The organism is Conexibacter sp. JCM 18997, from assembly GCF_055391915.1.
Map to the genome: position 1 here is coordinate 3,454,608 of NZ_AP043885.1, position 19,595 is coordinate 3,474,202.

A 19,595-nucleotide genomic window follows, 5' to 3' on the forward strand; every position below is an offset into this window, starting at 1 on the left:
AGACCGCGCCCGCAGACTGGCCCCGCTGAGCGAGCCGCGGGTAGCGTCGCGGCCATGGAGGAGAGGCCAGGGTCGTGCTGGCCGCGGTAACGCGCGGCCCGCACGCGATCGAACTGATCGACGTGCCCGAACCCGCAGCGCCCGGTCCCGGGCAGGTGCTGTTGCGTCCCGAGGTCGTGGGCGTCTGCGGCTCGGACCTGCACCTGCTGGCGGGCGAGCTCGACGTCGTCGGGAACCCGACGCTGCCGCGCGTGCAGGGGCACGAGCTGTCGGCCATCGTGCTCGAGGCCGGCCCCGGCGTCGACCTGACGCCCGGCACGCGCGTGGCCATGTGGCCGCTGCGCGCCTGCGGTGACTGCTACCCGTGCAGCATCGGACGGCCCAACGTGTGCGACGCCTTCGAGCTCGTCGGCATCCACGTCGACGGCGGGCTGGCCGAGCGGCTGCGCGTCCCCGCCAACCAGCTCTTCCCGATCGCCGTCGACGACCCCGAGCTGGCCGCGCTGGTCGAGCCGGCCTCGATCGCCGTGCGGGCCATCGCCCGCGCCGGCGTCAGCGCCGGTGAGCCGGTCGTCGTGCTCGGCGCCGGGCCGATCGGGCAGATGGTCACGCTGGCCGCGATCGACGCGGGGGCGCGGGTGCTGACCGTCGACCCGATCCCCGCGCGCCTGGACTACGCCCGGGCGCTGGGCGCCGACGCGCACCCGTGGACCGACCGGGCCACGGTGGTGGCCGCGGCGCAGGGCTGGGCCGGCGACGCCGGCGTGCCCTGCGTGATCGACGCCACCGGCAACCCCGACGCGATCGGCGCCGCCGTCGAGATGGCCTCCAGCGCGGGGCGCGTGGCGATCGTGGGCATGTCGGGCGCGCAGGTGACGCTGCCGGTCGTCTCCTTCGTGGCCAAGGAGCTCGACGTGCTCGGCGTCAGCGTCTGCAGCGCCGACGAGTTCGCCCGCGCGGTGTCGCTGATCGAGCGCAACCAGGCCAAGGCCAAGACCCTGATCAGCCACCGCTTCCCCTTCGAACGCACGCCCGAGGCGCTGGCGTTCGCGATGGAGCACCCCACGGAGGTGATGAAGGTTGTCATCGGCGTATGACTACGTGATCGTCGGCGCCGGCTCGGCGGGCTGCGTGCTCGCCGCGCGGCTGAGCGAGGACCCCGACACCCGCGTCGCGCTGATCGAGGCCGGCGGCGCGGACACGGCGCCCGAGGTCCAGATGCCGATGGCCTTCCCGCTGCTGTTCAAGAGCGCGGTCGACTGGGACCTGTACGGCGAGGCCGAGCCCGGGCTGGGCGGCCGCCGCCTGTTCCTGCCCCGCGGGAAGCTGATCGGCGGCTGCTCGTCGATCAACGCGATGATCTACATCCGCGGCAACCGCGCCGACTACGACGAGTGGGCCGAGAACGGGGCCGAGGGCTGGGGCTTCGACGACGTGCTGCCCTACTTCAAGCGCTCCGAGGACAACGAGCGCGGCGCCGACGCCTTCCACGGGACCGACGGGCCGCTGACCGTCAGCGAGAGCCGCTCCAACCACATGCTCGTCGACGCGATGATCGACGCGACCGTCGCGGCCGGGCACGAGCGCAACCCCGACCTCAACGGCGCCCGTCAGGAGGGCGTGGGCCGCTTCCAGCTGACCCAGCGCGACGGCCTGCGCTGCTCGGCGGCCAAGGCGTTCCTGGAGCCCGCGCGCTCGCGCCCGAACCTCGAGGTGATCACGGGCGCGCTGGTCACGCGGCTGCTGTTCGAGGGCGACCGCGCGGTGGGCGTCGAGCTGGCCCGCGACCGCGAGCTCTCAGAGGTGCGCGCCGAGCGCGAGGTGATCGTCTCGGCCGGCGCCTACCAATCGCCCGTGCTGCTGATGCTCTCGGGCATCGGCCAGCCCGCCGACCTGGAGCCGCTGGGCATCGAGGTGCGCGTCGACCTGCCCGTCGGCGAGAACCTGCAGGACCACCTGATGGCGCAGCTCAACTACGAGACGCACGTGCCGTCGCTGTTCGAGGCGATGACGCCGGAGAACATCGCGCTGCTGGAGGAGGAGGGCCGCGGCCCGCTGACCTCCAACATCCCCGAGGCGGGCGCGTTCTTCCGCACCCGCGCCGGCCTGCGCGCGCCCGACATCCAGTTCCACTACGCGCCGTCGATGCTCTACGACGAGGGGCTGGTTCCGCCCCACGACAACGGCATCTGCTTCGGCCCGCTGGGCGCCAAGCCCAAGGCGCGCGGCAAGGTCTTCCTGCGCTCGCATCTGCCCGACGCCAAGCCACGGGTGCTGCACAACTTCCTCACCGAGGAGGACGATCGCGCGTCGATGATCGCGGGCATCCGCATGGCGCTGGAGATCGCCCGCCAGGCGCCGCTGGCCGAGCTGCTGCGCACGCCCTACCGGGTGCCGGCCTCGGACTCCGACGCGGACATCCTGGCGTTCATCCAGACCAACGCGATGACCGTCTTCCACCCCACGTCGAGCTGTGCGATCGGCGCCGTCGTCGACAGCGACCTGCGCGTGAAGGGCGTCGAGGGACTGCGCGTCGTCGACGCCTCGGTGATGCCGTCGATCACCCGCGGCAACACGAACGCCCCGACGATCATGATCGCCGAGAAGGCGGCCGACCTGATTGCCGGCAAGAGGCCGGCCGGCGCGGTCACCGCGCTGGCGTGAACAGGAGAGTCATGAGCACGACCACCATCCCGTCCGCCGAGGTCCAGCCGGCCACCGGCCTGCTCACCGATCGCTCGTGGGAGGGCAAGGAGTACATCGGCGGCTGGGTCGACGCGCCGCAGACGATCGACGCCACCGAGCCCGCCACCGGCGAGGTCCTGGGCACGGCGGGGATCGGCGACCTGTCCAGCGCCGACCGCGCAATCGCCGCCGCCGCCGAGGCGCAGGCCGGCTGGGCCGCCACGCCGATGGCCGAGCGCGTGGCCATCGTCCGCCGGGCCGGCGAGCTGATCGCCGCGCATCATCCCGAGCTGGAGTCGTGGATCGTGCGCGAGTCCGGGTCGATCCCGCCCAAGGCGGCGGTCGAGCTGAACGCGAGCATCGCCCAGATCGAGCAGGCCGCGGCGCTGATCTCCCATCCGCTCGGGCACGTGCTCGCCTCGGCGGTGCCGGGCCGCTCGTCGATCGCCAAGCGCGTGCCGCTGGGCGTGGTCGGCGTGATCTGCCCGTGGAACTTCCCCGTCGTGCTGGCCATGCGCTCGCTCGCGCCCGCGCTCGTGCTCGGCAACACCGTCGTGCTGAAGTCCGATCCGAACACCCCGGTCAGCGGCGGCGTGCTGAACATGCGCCTGTTCGAGGAGGCGGGGCTGCCACCCGGCGTCCTGAACATGATCTGCGGCGGGGCCGAGGTGGGCCAGGCGCTGTGCGTGGACCCGCGCGTGCGGATGATCTCGTTCACCGGCTCGACCGCGGCCGGGCGCAAGGTCGGCGAGGCGGCCGGGCGCACGCTCAAGCGCGTCGTGCTCGAGCTGGGCGGCAACAACCCGCTGATCGTGCTCGACGACGCCGACATCAACGCGGCCTCCAGCGCGGGTGCCTGGGGCGCGTTCCTGCACCAGGGCCAGATCTGCCTGGCCGCCAGCCGGCACATCGTGCACGAGTCGGTCGTCGAGCCCTACCTGGAGGCGCTGGTCGACCGGGCCAAGCGGCTGCCGCACGGCAACCCGCACACCGACGAGGTCGCGCTCGGGCCGCTGATCAACCCCAAGCAGGTCGAGCGGGTCCAGCGGATCGTCGACGAGTCGATCGCCCAGGGCGCGCTGGCGCTGACCGGCGGCAAGCCCGACGGCGCGTTCTTCCCGGCCACGGTGCTGGCCGACGTCTCGGCCACGATGCCCGCCTTCGCCGAGGAGATCTTCGGCCCGGTCGCGCCGGTGATCGCGTTCTCGACCGACGAGGAGGCGATCGCGCTGGCCAACGGCACCGAATACGGGCTGTCGGCCGCCGTCCAGTCCGGCTCGCTGGAGCATGCCGCGGCCGTCGCCGATCGCCTCAACGCGGGCATGGTCCACATCAACGACCAGACCGTCAACGAGGAGGCCAACGCCCCGTTCGGCGGCTTCGGGCAGTCCAGCAACGGCGGCCATTTCGGTGGCGTGACGCAGCTGGAGCTGTGGACCGAATGGCAGTGGCGCACGTCCCGCGACCAGGCCGAGCCCTTCCCGTTCTAGGGTCCGATGCCGATACGATCCGACATGCAGTCCGGGCCTCAGAGCGGAGGAGAGAGGTGGGCCTTGACGACGGACCAACCGGCGCCCGTTCCGCGCGCGCCTGAGCAGTGGCACCTGCGTGGCGTGCCCGCCGCGCAAGGTCTGGAGGAGTGGGCCGACATCCTGTCGATCACCCACGTCGGCTTCGACGTCGAGGCCACGCACCGCACGCCGTCGACGTTCCGCGGCGCGGTCAGCCGCCGGCGCTTCGGCGACCTGATGCTCGTCGACTGCACGTCGTCGCAGTGGCGCGGTCACCGCTCGTCGACGCTGGCCGACGCGACGACGAACTCGCTGATCGGCTTCCAGTTCGTGCGCCGCGGCGTCGAGCACGTGCGCGACAACCGCTACGAGATGGCGCTGACGGCGGGCGACGTGATCATCTGGAACGGCTGGCAGCCGGTCGACGTCGAGATCATCGAGCCGTTCTCCAAGCGCACGCTGATGTTCCCGTCCGACCGCGTGCTGTCGGTGTGCCCGCGCCTGGAGGACGCGCTGGCCATGTCGCCGATCGAGCAGGGGCCGGCCGCGCGCCTGCTCGTGCGCTACCTGGATGCGCTGGCCCAGGAGCTGCCCTGGATGGACGAGTCGGCCGCGGCCGCCGCGGCCGAAGCGGCGCTGGAGCTGCTGCGGGCGGCGGTCGAGCCGGGCGTGCCGACGACGCGCAGCGCGCGCCGCAGCGCGATCCGCGCCGACGTGCGCCGCTACATCCGCGCGCACCTGCAGGACGTCAACCTCGGGCCGGAGTCGATCGCCCGCGCGCACGCGATCTCGGTGCGCACGCTGCACGCGCTGTTCGAGGACGGCGAGGAGTCGGTCGCCGGGCTCGTGCGCCGCGAGCGCCTGGCCCGGTGCCTGGAGGACCTGCGCCGGCCGACCGGCGGCTCGGTCACCGAGATCGCCTTCCGCTGGGGCTTCCGCGACGCGGCCCACTTCGCCCGCGTGTTCCGGCGCGAGTTCGACATGACGCCCAGCGACGTGCGCGGCGCGGCCGTCGCGGCGGAGGCCTGAGGTGGCGGGCATGATGAGCGGCCGCTCCGGGTTGGTCACCGGTGCGGCGAGCGGGATCGGGCGCGCATCCGCTGTGCGCTTCGGCGCCGAGGGCGCGAACGTCGTGGTCTCCGACCTGGAGTCCTCGCGGGCGGGTGGCGAGGAGACCGTCGCGGCGATCGTCGACGCGGGCGGCGTGGCCGAGTTCGTGGCCTGCGACGTGGCGTCGTCGGCGGACTGCGATGCGCTGGTGGACCACGTGGTCTCGCGCTACGGGCAGATCGACTTCGCCCACAACAACGCGGGCATCGGCATCCACGCCGCGTTGGCCGAGACGACCGACGAGCAGTTCGACCGCACGATCGCGATCAACCTGCGCGGCGTGTTCTGCGGGATGCGCGCCCAGATCAACGCGATGCTGGGCAACGACGGGGCGCAGAAGGGCGCGATCGTGAACACGTCCTCCAACGCGGGCGTGCGCGGCGTGCACCTGATCGGCGCCTACACCGCGAGCAAGCACGGCATCAACGGCCTGACCAAGGTGGCCGCCGTCGAGTACGCCGCCCAGGGCATCCGCATCAACTGCGTGATGCCGGGCGCGATCGAGACGCCCCTCTCGACGAACCTCGACGAGGACCGCCGCGCCGAGATCCTCTTCCCCCAGCCGCTCAAGCGGTTCGGCGATCCGGCGGAGGTGGCGGCGGTCGTCGTGTGGCTGTGCAGCGCGGACGCGTCCTTCGTCAACGGCGCCGAGGTGCCCGTGGACGTCGGGTCCATCGCCGGCTGGTAACGGCCTGCCGTCTGCGCTTGCGTCGGCACCTGGCGTTTACAACTGGCATCGAAGGGAGGGTGGGCGGTCCGGCAGCGCCCACCGCCGGGGGTTCTGGCACGTCGCCGCTCTTCCCGCCGGTCGTTGTCAGTTCACCGTCGCTATTCGACGCTAATCCGACAATGAAGCCGTCGGGGAGCGCGAACGTGCCACTTCCCGCGGACGCCTGCGGCGCGGAACGGTCCGTTCGCCTTCGCTGCCCGTCGTAACCGCCCGCGTCGAGCGCTACCGCTCCGGCCGCAGCCGCGCCGGCCAGATGCCCTGCTTGCCCGGCGACAGGATCCCGTTCGGATCCAGCGCGTCCTTGATCGTCTCGGTGAACCGCCTGTAGGCGTGGTCGCCGAAGGAGTACTGCTCGCTGGCCAGGTCCATGAAGTCCAGGTGCGCGCGGTACTCGCCGTAGCCGCGCTTGGCCGCCTCGACGACCAGGCGGCGTGAGACGTCGTAGGCCGCGGTCGTCTGACCCAGGTCCTTCGTGTCGAAGATGACCATCGTGATGTGGACGAACGAGCGGGCGTTGACCGGCAGCAGGCCCGCGATGTAGTCCAGGCCCGCCTCCTGGACGATGCCGCGCAGCAGATCGCGCAGCGCCGCGCCGTCGGACCCGGTCAGGCGCCCCACCGGCGAGAAGCCGATGTGGCCGCCCTCCTCCCCGCCGTACCAGGCCGTCATGTTGTTCCAGTCCAGGTTGGGCACGCCGCCCTGGATGCGCTCGGCCGGGTGCTCGAGCGAGGCGATGTCCGCGGGCGCGACCTTCGTGCCCCACACGTCGGCGCCCGGGATCCGCGAGAACGCGGCCTTGATCTTGGCGAAGCGGTGGTCGACCACCGGCTCGTCCCCGTACAGGGCGAAGCGCATCGACCAGCGGCCGATCTCCAGCTCGCGGGCCATGCGCTCGATCGCCTCGTCGGGCATCGTGCCCTCGCCGGTGTACCACTGCTCGCGCGTGGACAGCACGGCCCCGAGCAGCATCGCGTTCATGACCTGCGGGACCATGCGGATCGTCCCGTCGAGCATCAGCTCGCGCAGCGTGTCCAGCAGCGGCACGAGGTCCTCGTCGCGCCAGCAGCGCAGCCACAGCGGCATGTAGACCTCGGGCTCGGGCATCAGCCAGACGCCCATCTTCGTGACGATCCCGTAGTTGGACTGCATGAACAGCTGGTCGGGCGTCGGCCCGAGGCCGCGCTTGTAGACGTTCCACGCGCGGTTGCCCGGCATCGCACCCATGCCCGTGCGCATCACCGAGCCGTCGGGCAGCACGACCTCCATCCCGCACTGCATGCCCATGTCGACGCCGTAGGGCAGGTAGGTCACCCCGTGGTCGAGCGTGTTGCCGATCACGCTGCCCCAGCCCAGGTCGGCGATCGACAGCATCAGCTTGTGGTCGCCGGCCTGGAGCGCCTCGTAGAGATCGAACCAGCGCACGCCGGGCTCGACCACCGCGTAGGCGCACTCGTCGTCGATCTCCAGCACGCGGTTCATCCGCCGCAGCGAGACGATCACCGACCCGCGCACGCGCGGGGCCGGACCGCCGTAGCCGTTGTTGCGCCCGGTCGAGTGGGTCCACAGCGACACGCCGTGGCGGTTGGCGATCCGCACCACCTCCTGCACCTGCTCGACCGTCGTGGGCAGCACGACGGCGGAGGCGGTGTAGTCGTCCCAGGTCGGGTGCGCGAACGGGTCGCGCCACTCGCGCAGGGCGTCGGGATCGCTGATGACGGCGTCGTCGCCGAGCGCGGCCACGAAGTCGGCGAGCGCTGCGGACTCGGTCACGGCGGACATGTTGCGAGCCAACCACCAGGCCTCATCCGGGGGCAAGACAAGCCGCACGAATCGGCAAGAAAGGGTGCACGCGGACGCAAGCGCGTTCCCGGCCGGGCGCGTACCGTCGCTTTTCAGACCCCAGGAGGAGAGCCATGGGAGAGGACGTCGAGCTCGTCGGCCTGTACTGGACCCTGTCCGGACCCGTCGAGGTGCATTTCGGTCGTGAGTGGAGCCTGTTCGACCTGGGCGATCGCTGCGCCGAGGCCGAGAAGGTCGGATTCAAGGGCATCGGCATCTGGCATGCCGATCTCGAGCACGTGCTGCAGACGCGCACGCTGACCGACATCGCCGGCCTGCTCGAGGACCACGGGCTGAAGTACCTCGAGCTCGAGTGCCTGATGGACTGGTTCCTGGACCCCGCGGACCCGCGCCGCCAGGCCTCCGACAAGACGCGTCAGCTGCTGCTGGAAGCCGCGGGCGCGCTGCAGGCCCACCACATCAAGGTCACGAACATCCCGGGCGTCCCGTTCGAGATCGACGCGCTGACCGAGGCCTACGCGCGGCTGTGCGCCGAAGCGGCCGAGCACACCGACGCCCGCGTCGTCTACGAGTTCATGCCCCACGACGTCAACGTCCAGGACGTCGACACAGCCCTGGCCGTCGTCGAGGGCGCCAACGCGCCCAACGGCGGCCTGGTCATCGACACCTGGCACATGGTCAAGCTCGGCATCGCCCCCGACGAGCTGCGCCGCATCCCGGCCAAGTGGCTGACCTGGGTCGAGCTCAGCGACGGCAAGCTCGAGTGGATGGCCGACGACGACCACGTCGACGAGGTCATCAACCACCGCAACCTGCCCGGCGAGGGCGAGTTCGACATCCGCGCCTACATCGAGGCCGCGCGCGACGCCGGCTATCAGGGCCCATGGGGCGTCGAGGTGCTCAGCGACGAGCTGCGCAACAACCCGATCGACGTGATCTTCCGCCGCGCCTACGACACCACCGCCAGTCAGTTCCTGGAGAGGAGCCCGCTTTCATGACCGACCTCGATCGCGACCAGATGGTCGAGATGTACCGCCAGATGGTCCGCATCCGCGAGTTCGAGGAGCGGGTGAAGGGCACCTTCGAGGCGCATCCGGGCACGATCCGCGGGCACACGCACCTGGCCGACGGCGTCGAGGCGTCGATCGTCGGCGCGGTCTCCACGCTGCGCCCCGGCGACCAGGTCCTGGCCACCTACCGCTGCCACGGCTACCCGCTCGTGCTGGGCACCGATCCCAACGCGATGATGGCCGAGATCTACGGCCGCCAGACCGGCCTGTGCAAGGGCATCGGCGGCTCGATGCACCTGGCCGACCCGGCCAACGGCTTCTTGGGCACGTCGGGCATCGTCGGCCAGGGGATCCCGCACGCCGCCGGCGCCGCCTGGGCCGCGCAGATCCGCGGCGAGGGCCAGGTCGTCCTGTCCTTCTTCGGCGACGGCTCGACCAAGCAGGGCGCCTTCCACGAGACGCTCAACGTCGCCTCGCTGTGGAAGCTCCCGATCGTCTTCGTAATGGAGAACAACGGCTACAACGTCGTCACGCAGTCCTTCCAGGAGGACGCCAACGCCGCCGCCGGCCAGGATCTGTCGATCAAGGCCACCGGCTACGCGATGGAGGGCGTGACGGTCAACGGTGGCGATCCCGTCGCGGTCTACGAGACCGTGTCCGCCGCCGTTGAGCGCGCCCGGGCGGGCCAGGGCCCCACCTTGGTGGAGTCCAAGGTGTACCGACTCTCCGCTCACGGGAACATCATCGCCCCGCCCGGCGTGCCGCTCCACTACCCCGAGCACGAGGCGATCGAGGTGTTCGGCGATCGCGCGCAGTACGAAGCGGCGCTCCAGGGCGACCCGGTCCCGCAGATGCGCGGCCGCGTGATCGCCGAGGGCCACCTGACCACCGAGCAGGCCGACGAGATCGCCGCCGCCGCGCGGGCGGAGATGGAGGCCGCCGTGCAGTTCGGCCTCGACAGCCCGTTCCCCGACCTGGACGAGGCGCTCGCCTACGTCTACGCGTGAGGAGCCCGACCATGTCCCACGAGCTTCCCTACATCGCCGCCATCGACGAGGCCATCCACCTGGAGATGGAGCGCGATCCGACGGTGCTGTACTTCGGCCAGAACCTGGCCACCGTCGAGAACGCGCCGTTCGTCAGCGACTTCGGCGCCGACCGCGTGCGCGTCACGCCGATCTCCGAGACGGCCGAGATCGGCATGGCCGTCGGCGCCGCGATGGCCGGCATGCGCCCGGTCGTCGAGCTGTACATGGCCGAGTTCATGCTCGTCGCCATGGACCAGGTGACCAACGAGGGCAACCGCTTCCGGGCCATGTCGGGCGGCCAGGTGAAGGTGCCGCTGGTGCTCAAGGCGGGCTACGGCTTCACCGCCGGCTGGGCCGGCCAGCACACCGGCACGCTGACCTCGCTGTTCATGGGCGTGCCCGGCCTGAAGGTCGTCGCGCCGACCACCGCGGCCGACGCCAAGGGCCTGATGGCCACCGCCATCCGCGACGACAACCCCGTCGTCTACCTGCACCACTACCTGCTGACGCTCGAGCACGGGGACGTGCCCGACGGCGAGCACCTGGTCCCGTTCGGCGAGGCGGCGATCCGCCGCGAGGGCTCCGACGTGACGATCGTGGCCACCGGCTGGACGGTCGATCGGGCGCTGGAGGCGGCCGAGACGCTGGCCGGCGAGGGCATCCAGGCCGAGGTCATCGACCCGCGCACGCTGAACCCGCTGGACATGCCGTCGATCCTCACCTCGGTGGCCAAGACCGGCCGCCTGGTGTGCGTCGACCAGGGCACGCGGCACGCGTCCGCGGCGAGCGTGATCGCCGCCGAGGTGGCCGAGCACGGGTTCGACTCGCTCAAGGCGCCGATCGTCCTGGTCACCGCGCTGGACGCGACCGTCCCCTACAGCGAGGCACTCGAGGCCCACGTGCTGCCGGACGCCGCCAAGGTCGCGGCCGCGGCGCGGCAGGTCTGCGGCGAAGCCCCGGTGGCCGCCTAGCCGATGCAGGGCCACGACGCTCCTCACGTACTGCGCACGATGTGGCGGATCCGCCACTTCGAGGAGCGCGTGGGCCGGCTCAAGCGGGCCGACGAGGTCTACGGGCTGATCCACCTGGCCATCGGCCAGGAGGGCGTCGCGGCCGGCACGTGCGGCCAGCTGCGCGATGACGACGCGGTCTACAGCGGGCATCGCGCGCACGGCCACGCGCTGGCCAAGGGCGCCCCGATGGACCGCACGATGGCCGAGCTGATGGGCCGCGTCGACGGGCTGTGCCAGGGCATGGGCGGCTCGATGCACCTGGTCGACGTCGAGCACGGCTTCCTGGGCGCGACCGGCGTCGTGGGCGGCAACATCCCGCTCGCGCTGGGCAGCGCGCTGGCCGCCCGCCGCCAGGGCACCGACGCGGTCGCCGTCGTGTTCTTCGGCGACGGCGCCGTCCAGGCCGGCGGCTTCAACGAGACGATCAACCTGGCCGCGCTGTGGCAGCTGCCGTTGATCCTGGTCTGCGAGAACAACGGCTTCGCCGAGTTCACCCCGCGCTCGGCCCACACGGTCGTCGAGCGCGTCTCCGACGTCGTCGCCCCGTACGGCTTCGAGCGCGAGACGGTCGACGGCAACGACGTGCTCGCCGTGTGGGAGCACTTCGGCCGCTTCCTGGACGCGGCCCGCGCGGGCCAGGGCCCGTTCCTGCTGGAGTGCCTGACCGTCCGCCTGCGCGGCCACTACGAAGGCGACCCCGCGGCCTACCGCGAGGCGATCGCCGACGAGGAGTGGCAGCAGATGGACCCGGTCCTGCGCCTGCAGCGCCACGCGATCGCCGAGGGCTGGATGTCGGCCGAGGAGTGCGCGGCGATCGACGCCGCCGCCGCCGAGGACGTCGAGGCCGCCGTCACCTTCGCCCGCGACAGCGCGTTCCCGTCGGCCGAGCTCGTCGGAGACCTGGTCTATGCCTGAGACGACCTTCGTCAAGGCGGTCGGGCGCGCGCTCTCGGAGGCGATGGCCGCCGACCCCAGCGTGATCGTGATCGGCGAGGACGTCGCCGAGGGCGGCCCCTACACGACGACGGCCGGCCTGGCCGACGCGTTCGGCCGCGACCGCGTGATCAACACGCCGATCAGCGAGGCGGCGATCACCGGCGTGGCCATCGGCGCCGCCCAGTCGGGGCTGAAGCCCGTGCTGGAGATCATGTTCATCGACTTCATCACGCTGGCGCTGGACAACCTGGTCAACCAGGCGGCCAAGGCGCACCTGATGTCGGGCGGCCAGCTGACCGTCCCGCTGGTGCTGCGCACGCAGGGCGGCGCCGGCCACCGCGGGGGCGCCCAGCACTCCCAGTCGCTCGAGGCGTGGCTGACCCACGTCCCCGGGCTGAAGGTCGTGATGCCCTCGGGCGTCGCCGACGCGGCCGGCTTGATGGTCAGCGCCATCGCCGACCCGGGCCCGGTCGTGTTCGTCGAGCACAAGGGCCTGTACTTCCAACGAGGAACTTTGGCCGACGAGATCGAGCCCGTGCCGATCGGCCGGGCGCGCATCGTGCGCGAAGGGAGCGACGTGACGATCGTCGCGCTCTCGCGCATGGTCGGTGAGGCTTTGGCGGCAGCTGAGCTGCTCGCCGAGGAAGGGATCGAGGCCGAGGTCATCGATCCACGCACACTGGTGCCGCTGGACCTGGAGGCGATCGTCGGATCGGTCCAGCGCACCAACCGCCTCGTGGTCGCCCACGAGGCCGTCGCCCACGGCGGGGTGGGCGCCGAAATCGCGGCGCAGGTGCAGTCGGCCGCGTTTGACGACCTGGATGCACCCATTGAACGGGTGGGTGCGCCATTTGCCCCGATCCCACTGAGCCCTCATCTCGAGGACGAATGGGTCCCGGGGCGGGAGGACATCTACGCGGCCGCTTTGGCCACGCTCGGCAGGGTCACACCGCGTCGCTCTACGACGCACGATGGAGGAGGAAGCACGATGAGGATGGACCCATGGCGCCGGATGCGATCTGTGCTCGCGGCGGCGGTGCTCGCCGTCGCGGTGGCAGCGACGCTCGGCGCATGCGGCAGCAGCGACGACGACTCGACGGGCACGAGCGCTGCGGCGCCGGCCGCGTCGACGCCGGCCGACACGACTGCTGCCCCTGATACGACAGCCAGCACCGACAGCGGTTCGGGCGAGGAAGAGGTCTGCGGCCTCGGCAACGGCGAGAAGGCCACGGGCGCCCCGATCAAGATCGGCGCGATCGTCACCAAGCAGCCGGGCACGGACTTCACCGACGGGTCGAACATGGCCAAGGCCTACTACGACTGCGTCAACGACAACGGCGGCATCAACGGCCGGCCGGTGCAGTACATCGTCGAGACCGAGCAGACCGATCCCGGTCAGGTCGCCTCGCTGGGCAAGAAGCTGATCGAGGACGACGGTGTCGTCGCGATCGTCGGCTCCTTCTCGATCATCGAGTGCGCCGTCAACCACAAGTACTACGAGTCCAAGGGCTTCTACGAGATGGACGCCGGCATCGCGCCGGAGTGCTACGGCACGTCCAACTCGGCGGCGGTCAACATGGGCCCGCGGTACAGCTCTGACGGTGCCACGCAGGCGCTGATCAAGCAGGGCGTCAAGAAGATCGTCTTCGACCAGTCCAACGTGCCGGGCACCGGCTACATCGAGGCCGGCCCGAAGGCCGTCACCGAGGCCGCCGGGCTCCCGTTCGAGTCCCTCAAGGACAACGTGCCGATCCAGGACGCCAACTCGATCGCCCTCAAGCTGGTGCAGGCGGCCGGCGAAGGCGGCGGTGTGGTCCTGAACTTCACGCCTCCCGAGGCGCTGAAGATCCTCCAGGCCGCGCAGTCCCAGGGCCTGCAGGACCGCGTGAAGTGGGGTTGCTCGACGCCGTGCAACACCGACTTCCTGGCCGAGGCACTCGGCTCGGAGTGGGAGAACAAGCTGTTCGTCAACGCCGAGCTGAACGTCGTCGACCATGACGGCCCGGACACGGCGCTCTACAACAAGGTCATCCAGGAGTACAACAAGGACATCCCGCTGGGCTCGTTCAGCCAGATGGGCTTCCTCCTGGCCAAGATCTCGACGGACGCCCTGCTGACCATCAAGGGTGACGTCACCCCGGAGTCCGCCAACGCCGCGATCGTCGCGACGAAGAACTACGAGACGGACATCCTGTGCAAGCCGTGGTACTACGGCGAGGCACCGCTGCACATCCCCAACAACACCGACTGGACCACGACCCCGAAGGACGGGAAGATGGTCATCCAGGAGGAGTGCTTCCCGATTTCGGACGCCGATCCGGACATCGCCAAGGTGCGCGCGATCGAGAAGGAACAGGGGATCGAGTAGAGATGCCGAGCTGGCAGGACTTCCAGCCCTTCATCGTCACCGGCCTGGCGCTCGGCGGGGTTTACTCCCTGTCGGGCGTCGGGATGGTGGTCCTCTATCGGGCAACCGGGGTGCTGAACCTCGCGACTGGCGCGATCGGGGCGATGGGGGCACTCATCGCATGGGCGTTGATCAATGACCACGGCTGGCCTGAGGGCGTGTCGTATCTGGTGTGCGTCCTCTTCGGCGGCGTGGTGACGCTCGCGTATGGGATGGCGTTCGGCCCGCCTCTGGCGGGGCGCGATCCGCTGGTCAAAGCGGTCGCGACATTGGGCCTGGCCCTGATTCTGCTGGGGCTCATGTCCTTGATCTGGAGCGACAAGGCGCGCTCCATGATCTTGCCGACGACCAAGGAGGCCTTTGTCATCGGAAGCGTCTTCGTGACGTGGACACAGGTGATCGGCGTGGCGCTCGGCGTCGCGGTAACGGTGGCCACGGCCGCCTTCCTGCGCTACACCAAGCTCGGGACCGGGATGCGGGCGCTCGCCGATGACCGTGAGATCACCGCCAGCCTCGGCGTGCCAGTGCGGCGCGTCGAGGCAGCGGCGTGGCTGGGGACCGGGATCCTGTCGGGCGCGTCGGGGCTGCTGTTGAGCACCCTGATCGGGCTCGATGCCGCGACCCTCACGTTCCTGGTGATCTCGTCGGTGGCGGCCGCGCTGATCGCGCGGCTGTCCTCGCTGTACGGGACGCTGGCCGCGGCCCTGTTCATCGGGCTGGTGCAGGCGCTGGCCACCCCGATCCTGTCGATCTCGCAGTACCGCGACATGGCCCCGTTCGTGATCGCGGTGGTCGCGCTGCTGTTCATGTCGCGCAAGGGCAACCTGGCCACGGCACGAGGAGCGCGCTGATGGGTGCGGTGGACACGAGCGCCGGCGCGGCGACCACGCGACTTCCGCGTGAGACGCCCCGTCTGCGGCGCAACGAGGTGCGCGCGCTGATCTTCGCGGCGCTGCTGCTGATCATCGCCCTGGCCGTGCTGCCGGCGGTGCTGTCGAACTACTGGGTGTCGATCTGCACCGCGGTGGCCTACTTCTCGGTCGTCTCGGCGGGCCTGGGCCTGCTGATGGGCCGCGTCGGGCTGGTCTCGCTGGGGCAGATCGCCGTCCTGGCCGTGGGCGCCTGGATCGCCTGCAAGCTGTCGTTCTCGACGAACCTGCCCTTCCCGCTGGTCCTGCTCATCACGGGCCTGATCACGATGGTGCTGGGCACGATCATCGGGCTGCCGGCCCTGCGCCTCAGCGGCCTGTACCTGGCGCTGATCACGCTGATGCTGGCCGGCGCGATCACGGTGGCGCTGCGCACGACGCAGTTCCCCAACGGCGGCCCGGGCTTCCTGGGCAACGATCCGAACTCCAGCGAGCCGGTGGCCCGCCCCTCGATCGCCATGACCGACGTGGGCTACTTCCGCTACACCGTGGTGATCTGCCTGATCATGTTCGCGCTCGCGCTGTGGCACGTGCGCGGCCGGGCCGGGCACGCGTGGGCGGCGATCCGCCAGAGCGAGCCGGCGGCGATCGCCGCGGGCGTGAACATCACGCTCTACAAGCTGTGGGCGTTCGCGCTCGCGTCGTTCATGACCGGTGTGGCCGGCGCCCTGCTGGCCGCCGACGTGCAGCGGCTGTACTCGCTGACGTTCACCACGCAGCAGTCGATCATCCTGCTCGCCGTGGTGCTGATGGGCGGCATCTACAGCCTGTGGGGCGGCATCATCGCGGGCGTGTTCTACTCGCTGGTGCCGGCGCTGCTGAACAACTGGGGCGTGGCCGCCGACTGGCTGACGATCCTGTTCGGCGTCGGGGTCCTGCAGGTCCTGCTGACCGCGCCGGGCGGCATCGCCCAGCAGTTCCCGCGCGACATGAAGAACCTGTACGGGAAGATCACCGGGCAGAAACGACGAGCCAAGGCTCCACCGGGTGAAGGGGTCGTGCAATGAGCGTGGTCATCGAAGGCCTCACGGTCCGGTTCGGCGGCGTCACGCCGCTGGACGGCGTGAACGTCACGTTCGAGCCGGGCACGTGCGGGCTGATCGGGCCCAACGGCGCCGGCAAGACGACGTTCTTCAACGTGCTGTCGGGGTTCGTCAACCCGGCCAGCGGCTCGGTCACCGCGTTCGGCGACGACCTGCTGGGCATGGCCCACTTCCGGCGTGCGCGCTGGGGGCTGCGGCGGACGTTCCAGACCGAGCAGGCGATCGAGGAGCTGTCGGCGGCGCAGAACGTCGCGATGGTGCTCGAGAACACGCCGGGCTCCGGCAACGCCGGCGCGCGCCGCGAGGCCGCGCTGGAGGCGCTGGAGTTCGTCGGCGTCGAGGTCAACCCCGACGTGCCCGTGGGCACGATGGGCGCCCGTGAGCGTCGCCTCATCGAGGTGGCGCGCGCGGTCGTCGGCAAGCCCAGGGTCGTGATGCTCGACGAGCCCGCGGCCGGCCTGCCCGACGAGGAGACCGAGCACCTGGGGACCGTCATCGCGCGGATCCCCGAGCACACCGGTGCCCTGGCCATCCTGGTCGACCACGACATGGCGCTGGTGTCGGCCTGCTGCGCCGTCACCTCGGTGCTGGACTTCGGCAAGATGATCGCGTCGGGCCCGACGGACGAGGTGCTGCGCAACGAGCACGTCATCAAGGCCTACCTCGGTGCCGAAGACACCGACGAAGTGGAGGCACTGGGATGACGGAGCCACTGCTGATCGAGGGGCTGACCGTCGCTCGCGGCGCCGGCCCGGTCGTGCGCGACGTGACGATCGAGATCACGCCGGGCGAGGTCACCGCCCTGCTCGGGCCCAACGGCGCCGGCAAGTCGAGCCTCGTGCTCGCGGTGGGCGGCGTGCTGCCCGCCACGTCGGGGAAGCTGATGGTCGACGGGCGCAACCTGCTGGGCAAGCGCCCGGAGCGCATCCGCGGCGCCGGCGTGGCGATCGTGCCCGAGGGCCGGCGTCTGCTGCCGGGCCTGACCGTGGGCGACAACCTCGACGTGGCGACGTACTCGCTGTCGCGCGAGGAAGGTCGCCAGGGCCGCAAGGACGCGCTGGCCATGTTCCCGGAGCTGGAGAAGCGCCTGGACACGTCGGCCCGGTCGCTGTCGGGCGGCGAGCAGCAGATGCTCGTCCTGGCCCAGGCGCTCGTCTCCAAGCCGAAGTTCGTGCTCGTCGACGAGCTGTCGCTGGGCCTGGCCCCGGTGATCGTCAAGCGCCTGGTGCCGACGCTGCGCCAGGTGGCCGAGGCGGGCGTCGGCGTGCTGCTGATCGAGCAGTTCGCCAGCGTCGCGCTCGGCGTCAGCAACCGGGCCTACGTGATGGACCGCGGGCGCATCCAGCATTCCGGGACCGCGGCCGAGCTGAAGGAGCATCCGGAGCTGCTGCAGTCGGCCTACTTGCTGGCCGGCCAGCCGTAAAGTCCGGGGCGTGAGCGACGCCCTGGAGACCAATCGCGCCCACTGGGATGCCCTCGCCGCCGTACACGGCGCGGGCATCCCGGGCGGGCACTACGACCTCGACGCGGTGATCGCCGGCCGCCCGCTGGGCGATGTCGAGCAGGCCGCGGTGGACGCGGCCGTCGGCTCGGTCGACGGCCTGGACGTCCTGCACCTGCAGTGCCACGTGGGGATCGACTCGATCGCCCTCGCGCGCGCGAGCGCCCGCGTGACCGGTGTCGACCTGTCGCCGGGCTCGCTGGCCGCCGCGGGCGAGCTGGCCGCGCGCTGCGGCGTGTCGCTGACGCTCGTGGAGTCCGAGGCCACGGCGCTGCCCGACGAGCTGCACGGGCGCTTCGACCTCGTCTACGCGACGATCGGCGTGATGTGCTGGATCGAGGACATGGGCGCCTGGATGCGCAGCGCGGCGGCCGCGCTGCGCCCGGGCGGGAAGCTCGTCTTCGTCGAGATCCACCCGCTGTACGGCATGGCCCTGACCTACGACCCGCTGGTCGTCGACTTCCCCTACACCTACGACGGCGGGCGCGAGTTCGACGAACCCGGCTCCTACGCGGATCCCGACGCCGACGTCACGGCGACGAAGACCGTCGTCTACGCCCACTCGGTCGGCGAGGTCGTCAGCGCGGCGATCGACGCGGGCCTGCGGATCGACGGCCTGGTCGAGCACCTCGACGTCGACGAGGACCCGCGCGGGACCGTCGCGGTGCGCGAGGCCGACGGGCGCTGTCGCGTCCGGCTCGGCGGGGTCGAGCCCATCCCTCTGCTGTTCACGGTGTTGGCGACGCGGACGAACGACGGCAGCGAAGGCGGCGACGTGGTCGCGCTTACACGTGCACAGGACGTCTAACAGCGACCACGTCCGTCGAACCGAACCGACCCGGAAACCGCAGCGGCCGGAGCTCTCGCCCCGGCCGCGCGTGCTTCGGTGATGCAGTTGCGAGCTACGCGGACGCCTTGACGGCGGAGACGTCGAGGGCGAGCTTCACCTTGTCGGCGACGAGCATGTTGCCGCTGCCCAGCGCCTGGTTGAAGGTCATGCCGTAGTCGCCGCGCGAGAGCTGGCCGGTGATCTCCAGGCCGACGCGCTCGTTGCCCCACGGATCGGTGTCGAGACCCTGGACCTCGGCCTTCAGCGTGATCGGCTTGGTCACGCCGTTGATGGTCAGGTCGCCGGTGATCTCGAAGGTCTCCTCGTCGACGGACTCGATGGCCGTGGAGACGAAGGTCAGCTGCGGGTTGGCCTCGGCGTCGAAGAAGTCGGCCGAGCGGAGGTGCTCGTCGCGCTGGGGCTCGTTGGTGTTGACCGACGCCGTCTGGACGGTGCCGCGGGCGACGACGCCCTGCTCGGTGATCTCCAGGGAGCCCTCGAACTGCTCGAACTTGCCCCGCACCGTGGCGATGCCCATGTGCTTGACGGCGAAGCCGACGGTCGAGTGACCGGGGTCGACGTTCCAGGTGCCGGTGGGGATCTGGGTGGTGGCGGTGGTGGTGCTCATGGTGGTCCTTTTCGCGGGAGAGGCGTTGTTGCACGAACAACTATAGCGCCATTTGCTTGCATGTGCAACTACCTCGCCTGCGTAGGCTGACCAGCGATGCTCACCGCGTTGCTCGCCATGCTGGCCGCCGCCGGGCCGATCCCCAGCTGCCCGGCCGACGCCTCGAACTGCCGCTCGGCCGGCGGGCGCGTGATCGCGCTGCAGTCGGTCGATCCCGACGGCGACGGCGACCTGCACGTGATCATCGCCGGCGGCTCGATCACGCTGCCCGGCGTGACCGTGCTCGACGTCAACAAGCATCTGCGCCCGCGCAAGGACCCGCATCTGGGCGACTGGGCGGCCGGCTCGGGCCCGGTGTACAAGGGCAGCTACGGCCAGCGCCAGATCCAGGTCGACAAGGTCGTCTTCCGGCCCCGACGGCGGTAGCGTCCCGGG

At 70.9% G+C, this 19,595-nt stretch carries 17 protein-coding genes and 2 pseudogenes; 17 read left to right on the forward strand and 2 right to left on the reverse strand.

Translation table 11 applies throughout. The features are described 5' to 3' along the window. Positions 1-74 precede the first annotated feature (74 nt). The 5 genes from ACZ5UI_RS17530 to ACZ5UI_RS17550 all read left to right on the forward strand — a co-directional run bounded on the left by ACZ5UI_RS17530 (position 75) and on the right by ACZ5UI_RS17550 (position 5,994). Positions 75-1,097 carry an alcohol dehydrogenase catalytic domain-containing protein gene (locus tag ACZ5UI_RS17530; protein WP_464189223.1) on the forward strand — a complete coding sequence of 341 codons (1,023 nt, stop codon included), beginning with the start codon at positions 75-77 and terminating at the stop codon, positions 1,095-1,097. Then, on the forward strand, positions 1,081-2,664 hold the full coding sequence (locus tag ACZ5UI_RS17535; protein ID WP_464189225.1) for a GMC family oxidoreductase: 1,584 nt from the start codon (positions 1,081-1,083) through the stop codon (positions 2,662-2,664). Before ACZ5UI_RS17530 ends, ACZ5UI_RS17535 begins: the two co-directional genes overlap by 17 nt. 11 nt (positions 2,665-2,675) lie before the next feature. After that, a complete protein-coding gene (locus tag ACZ5UI_RS17540) occupies positions 2,676-4,175 on the forward strand; it encodes an aldehyde dehydrogenase family protein (protein WP_464189227.1) in 1,500 nt (499 codons plus the stop codon). A gap of 63 nt (positions 4,176-4,238) precedes the next feature. Further along, the gene (locus ACZ5UI_RS17545; RefSeq protein WP_464189230.1) at positions 4,239-5,225 is read left to right on the forward strand and encodes a helix-turn-helix domain-containing protein; all 987 of its coding nucleotides are present in this window, start codon (positions 4,239-4,241) and stop codon (positions 5,223-5,225) included. 13 nt (positions 5,226-5,238) lie between these two features. Then, positions 5,239-5,994 (forward strand): SDR family NAD(P)-dependent oxidoreductase, encoded by a 756-nt coding sequence (locus ACZ5UI_RS17550; protein ID WP_464189232.1) that lies wholly within the window; start codon positions 5,239-5,241, stop codon positions 5,992-5,994. Positions 5,995-6,258: 264 nt separating this feature from the next. On the opposite strand, the gene ACZ5UI_RS17555 is transcribed toward ACZ5UI_RS17550, so the two are convergent. Next, positions 6,259-7,806 (reverse strand): FAD-binding oxidoreductase, encoded by a 1,548-nt coding sequence (locus ACZ5UI_RS17555; RefSeq protein WP_464189234.1) that lies wholly within the window; start codon positions 7,804-7,806, stop codon positions 6,259-6,261. Between the two features lie 143 nt (positions 7,807-7,949). Between ACZ5UI_RS17555 and ACZ5UI_RS17560 the strand changes: the two genes are divergently transcribed. The 11 genes and pseudogenes from ACZ5UI_RS17560 (at position 7,950) to ACZ5UI_RS17610 (ending at position 18,511) form a co-directional block, all read left to right on the forward strand. Next, positions 7,950-8,834 (forward strand): sugar phosphate isomerase/epimerase family protein, encoded by an 885-nt coding sequence (locus ACZ5UI_RS17560; protein WP_464189236.1) that lies wholly within the window; start codon positions 7,950-7,952, stop codon positions 8,832-8,834. Then, positions 8,831-9,853, forward strand: a complete 1,023-nt coding sequence (locus ACZ5UI_RS17565) for a thiamine pyrophosphate-dependent dehydrogenase E1 component subunit alpha (protein WP_464189238.1) — start codon at positions 8,831-8,833, stop codon at positions 9,851-9,853. The genes ACZ5UI_RS17560 and ACZ5UI_RS17565 overlap by 4 nt, the downstream gene beginning before the upstream one ends. Positions 9,854-9,864: 11 nt before the next feature. Beyond that, complete coding sequence (locus ACZ5UI_RS17570; RefSeq protein WP_464189240.1) at positions 9,865-10,845, forward strand: alpha-ketoacid dehydrogenase subunit beta; 981 nt, start codon at positions 9,865-9,867, stop codon at positions 10,843-10,845. A 39-nt stretch (positions 10,846-10,884) separates the two neighbouring features. Further along, complete coding sequence (locus ACZ5UI_RS17575; protein WP_464189242.1) at positions 10,885-11,802, forward strand: thiamine pyrophosphate-dependent dehydrogenase E1 component subunit alpha; 918 nt, start codon at positions 10,885-10,887, stop codon at positions 11,800-11,802. After that, positions 11,795-12,748: pseudogene (locus ACZ5UI_RS17580) on the forward strand (alpha-ketoacid dehydrogenase subunit beta); the annotation flags it as partial. The gene ACZ5UI_RS17575 and the pseudogene ACZ5UI_RS17580, both read left to right, overlap by 8 nt. Positions 12,749-13,120: 372 nt before the next feature. Then, positions 13,121-14,191, forward strand: a pseudogene (locus tag ACZ5UI_RS17585) (ABC transporter substrate-binding protein); the annotation flags it as partial. A 2-nt stretch (positions 14,192-14,193) separates the two neighbouring features. Next, a complete protein-coding gene (locus ACZ5UI_RS17590) occupies positions 14,194-15,081 on the forward strand; it encodes a branched-chain amino acid ABC transporter permease (RefSeq protein WP_464189244.1) in 888 nt (295 codons plus the stop codon). Next, on the forward strand, positions 15,081-16,166 hold the full coding sequence (locus ACZ5UI_RS17595) for a branched-chain amino acid ABC transporter permease (protein ID WP_464189246.1): 1,086 nt from the start codon (positions 15,081-15,083) through the stop codon (positions 16,164-16,166). Before ACZ5UI_RS17590 ends, ACZ5UI_RS17595 begins: the two co-directional genes overlap by 1 nt. Continuing rightward, positions 16,163-16,906 (forward strand): ABC transporter ATP-binding protein, encoded by a 744-nt coding sequence (locus tag ACZ5UI_RS17600; protein WP_464189248.1) that lies wholly within the window; start codon positions 16,163-16,165, stop codon positions 16,904-16,906. Before ACZ5UI_RS17595 ends, ACZ5UI_RS17600 begins: the two co-directional genes overlap by 4 nt. Then, positions 16,903-17,625, forward strand: coding sequence for an ABC transporter ATP-binding protein (locus tag ACZ5UI_RS17605; protein WP_464189250.1), 723 nt, complete (start codon positions 16,903-16,905; stop codon positions 17,623-17,625). The genes ACZ5UI_RS17600 and ACZ5UI_RS17605 overlap by 4 nt, the downstream gene beginning before the upstream one ends. A gap of 10 nt (positions 17,626-17,635) precedes the next feature. Beyond that, complete coding sequence (locus tag ACZ5UI_RS17610; RefSeq protein WP_464189252.1) at positions 17,636-18,511, forward strand: class I SAM-dependent methyltransferase; 876 nt, start codon at positions 17,636-17,638, stop codon at positions 18,509-18,511. Between the two features lie 94 nt (positions 18,512-18,605). Here the strand turns inward: ACZ5UI_RS17610 and ACZ5UI_RS17615 are convergent, their stop codons facing one another. Continuing rightward, on the reverse strand, positions 18,606-19,160 hold the full coding sequence (locus ACZ5UI_RS17615) for a YceI family protein (protein WP_464189254.1): 555 nt from the start codon (positions 19,158-19,160) through the stop codon (positions 18,606-18,608). A 96-nt stretch (positions 19,161-19,256) separates the two neighbouring features. On the opposite strand from ACZ5UI_RS17615, the gene ACZ5UI_RS17620 reads away from it, so the two are divergent. Next, positions 19,257-19,586 (forward strand): hypothetical protein, encoded by a 330-nt coding sequence (locus ACZ5UI_RS17620; RefSeq protein ID WP_464189256.1) that lies wholly within the window; start codon positions 19,257-19,259, stop codon positions 19,584-19,586. The last annotated feature ends 9 nt before the right edge of the window (positions 19,587-19,595 follow it).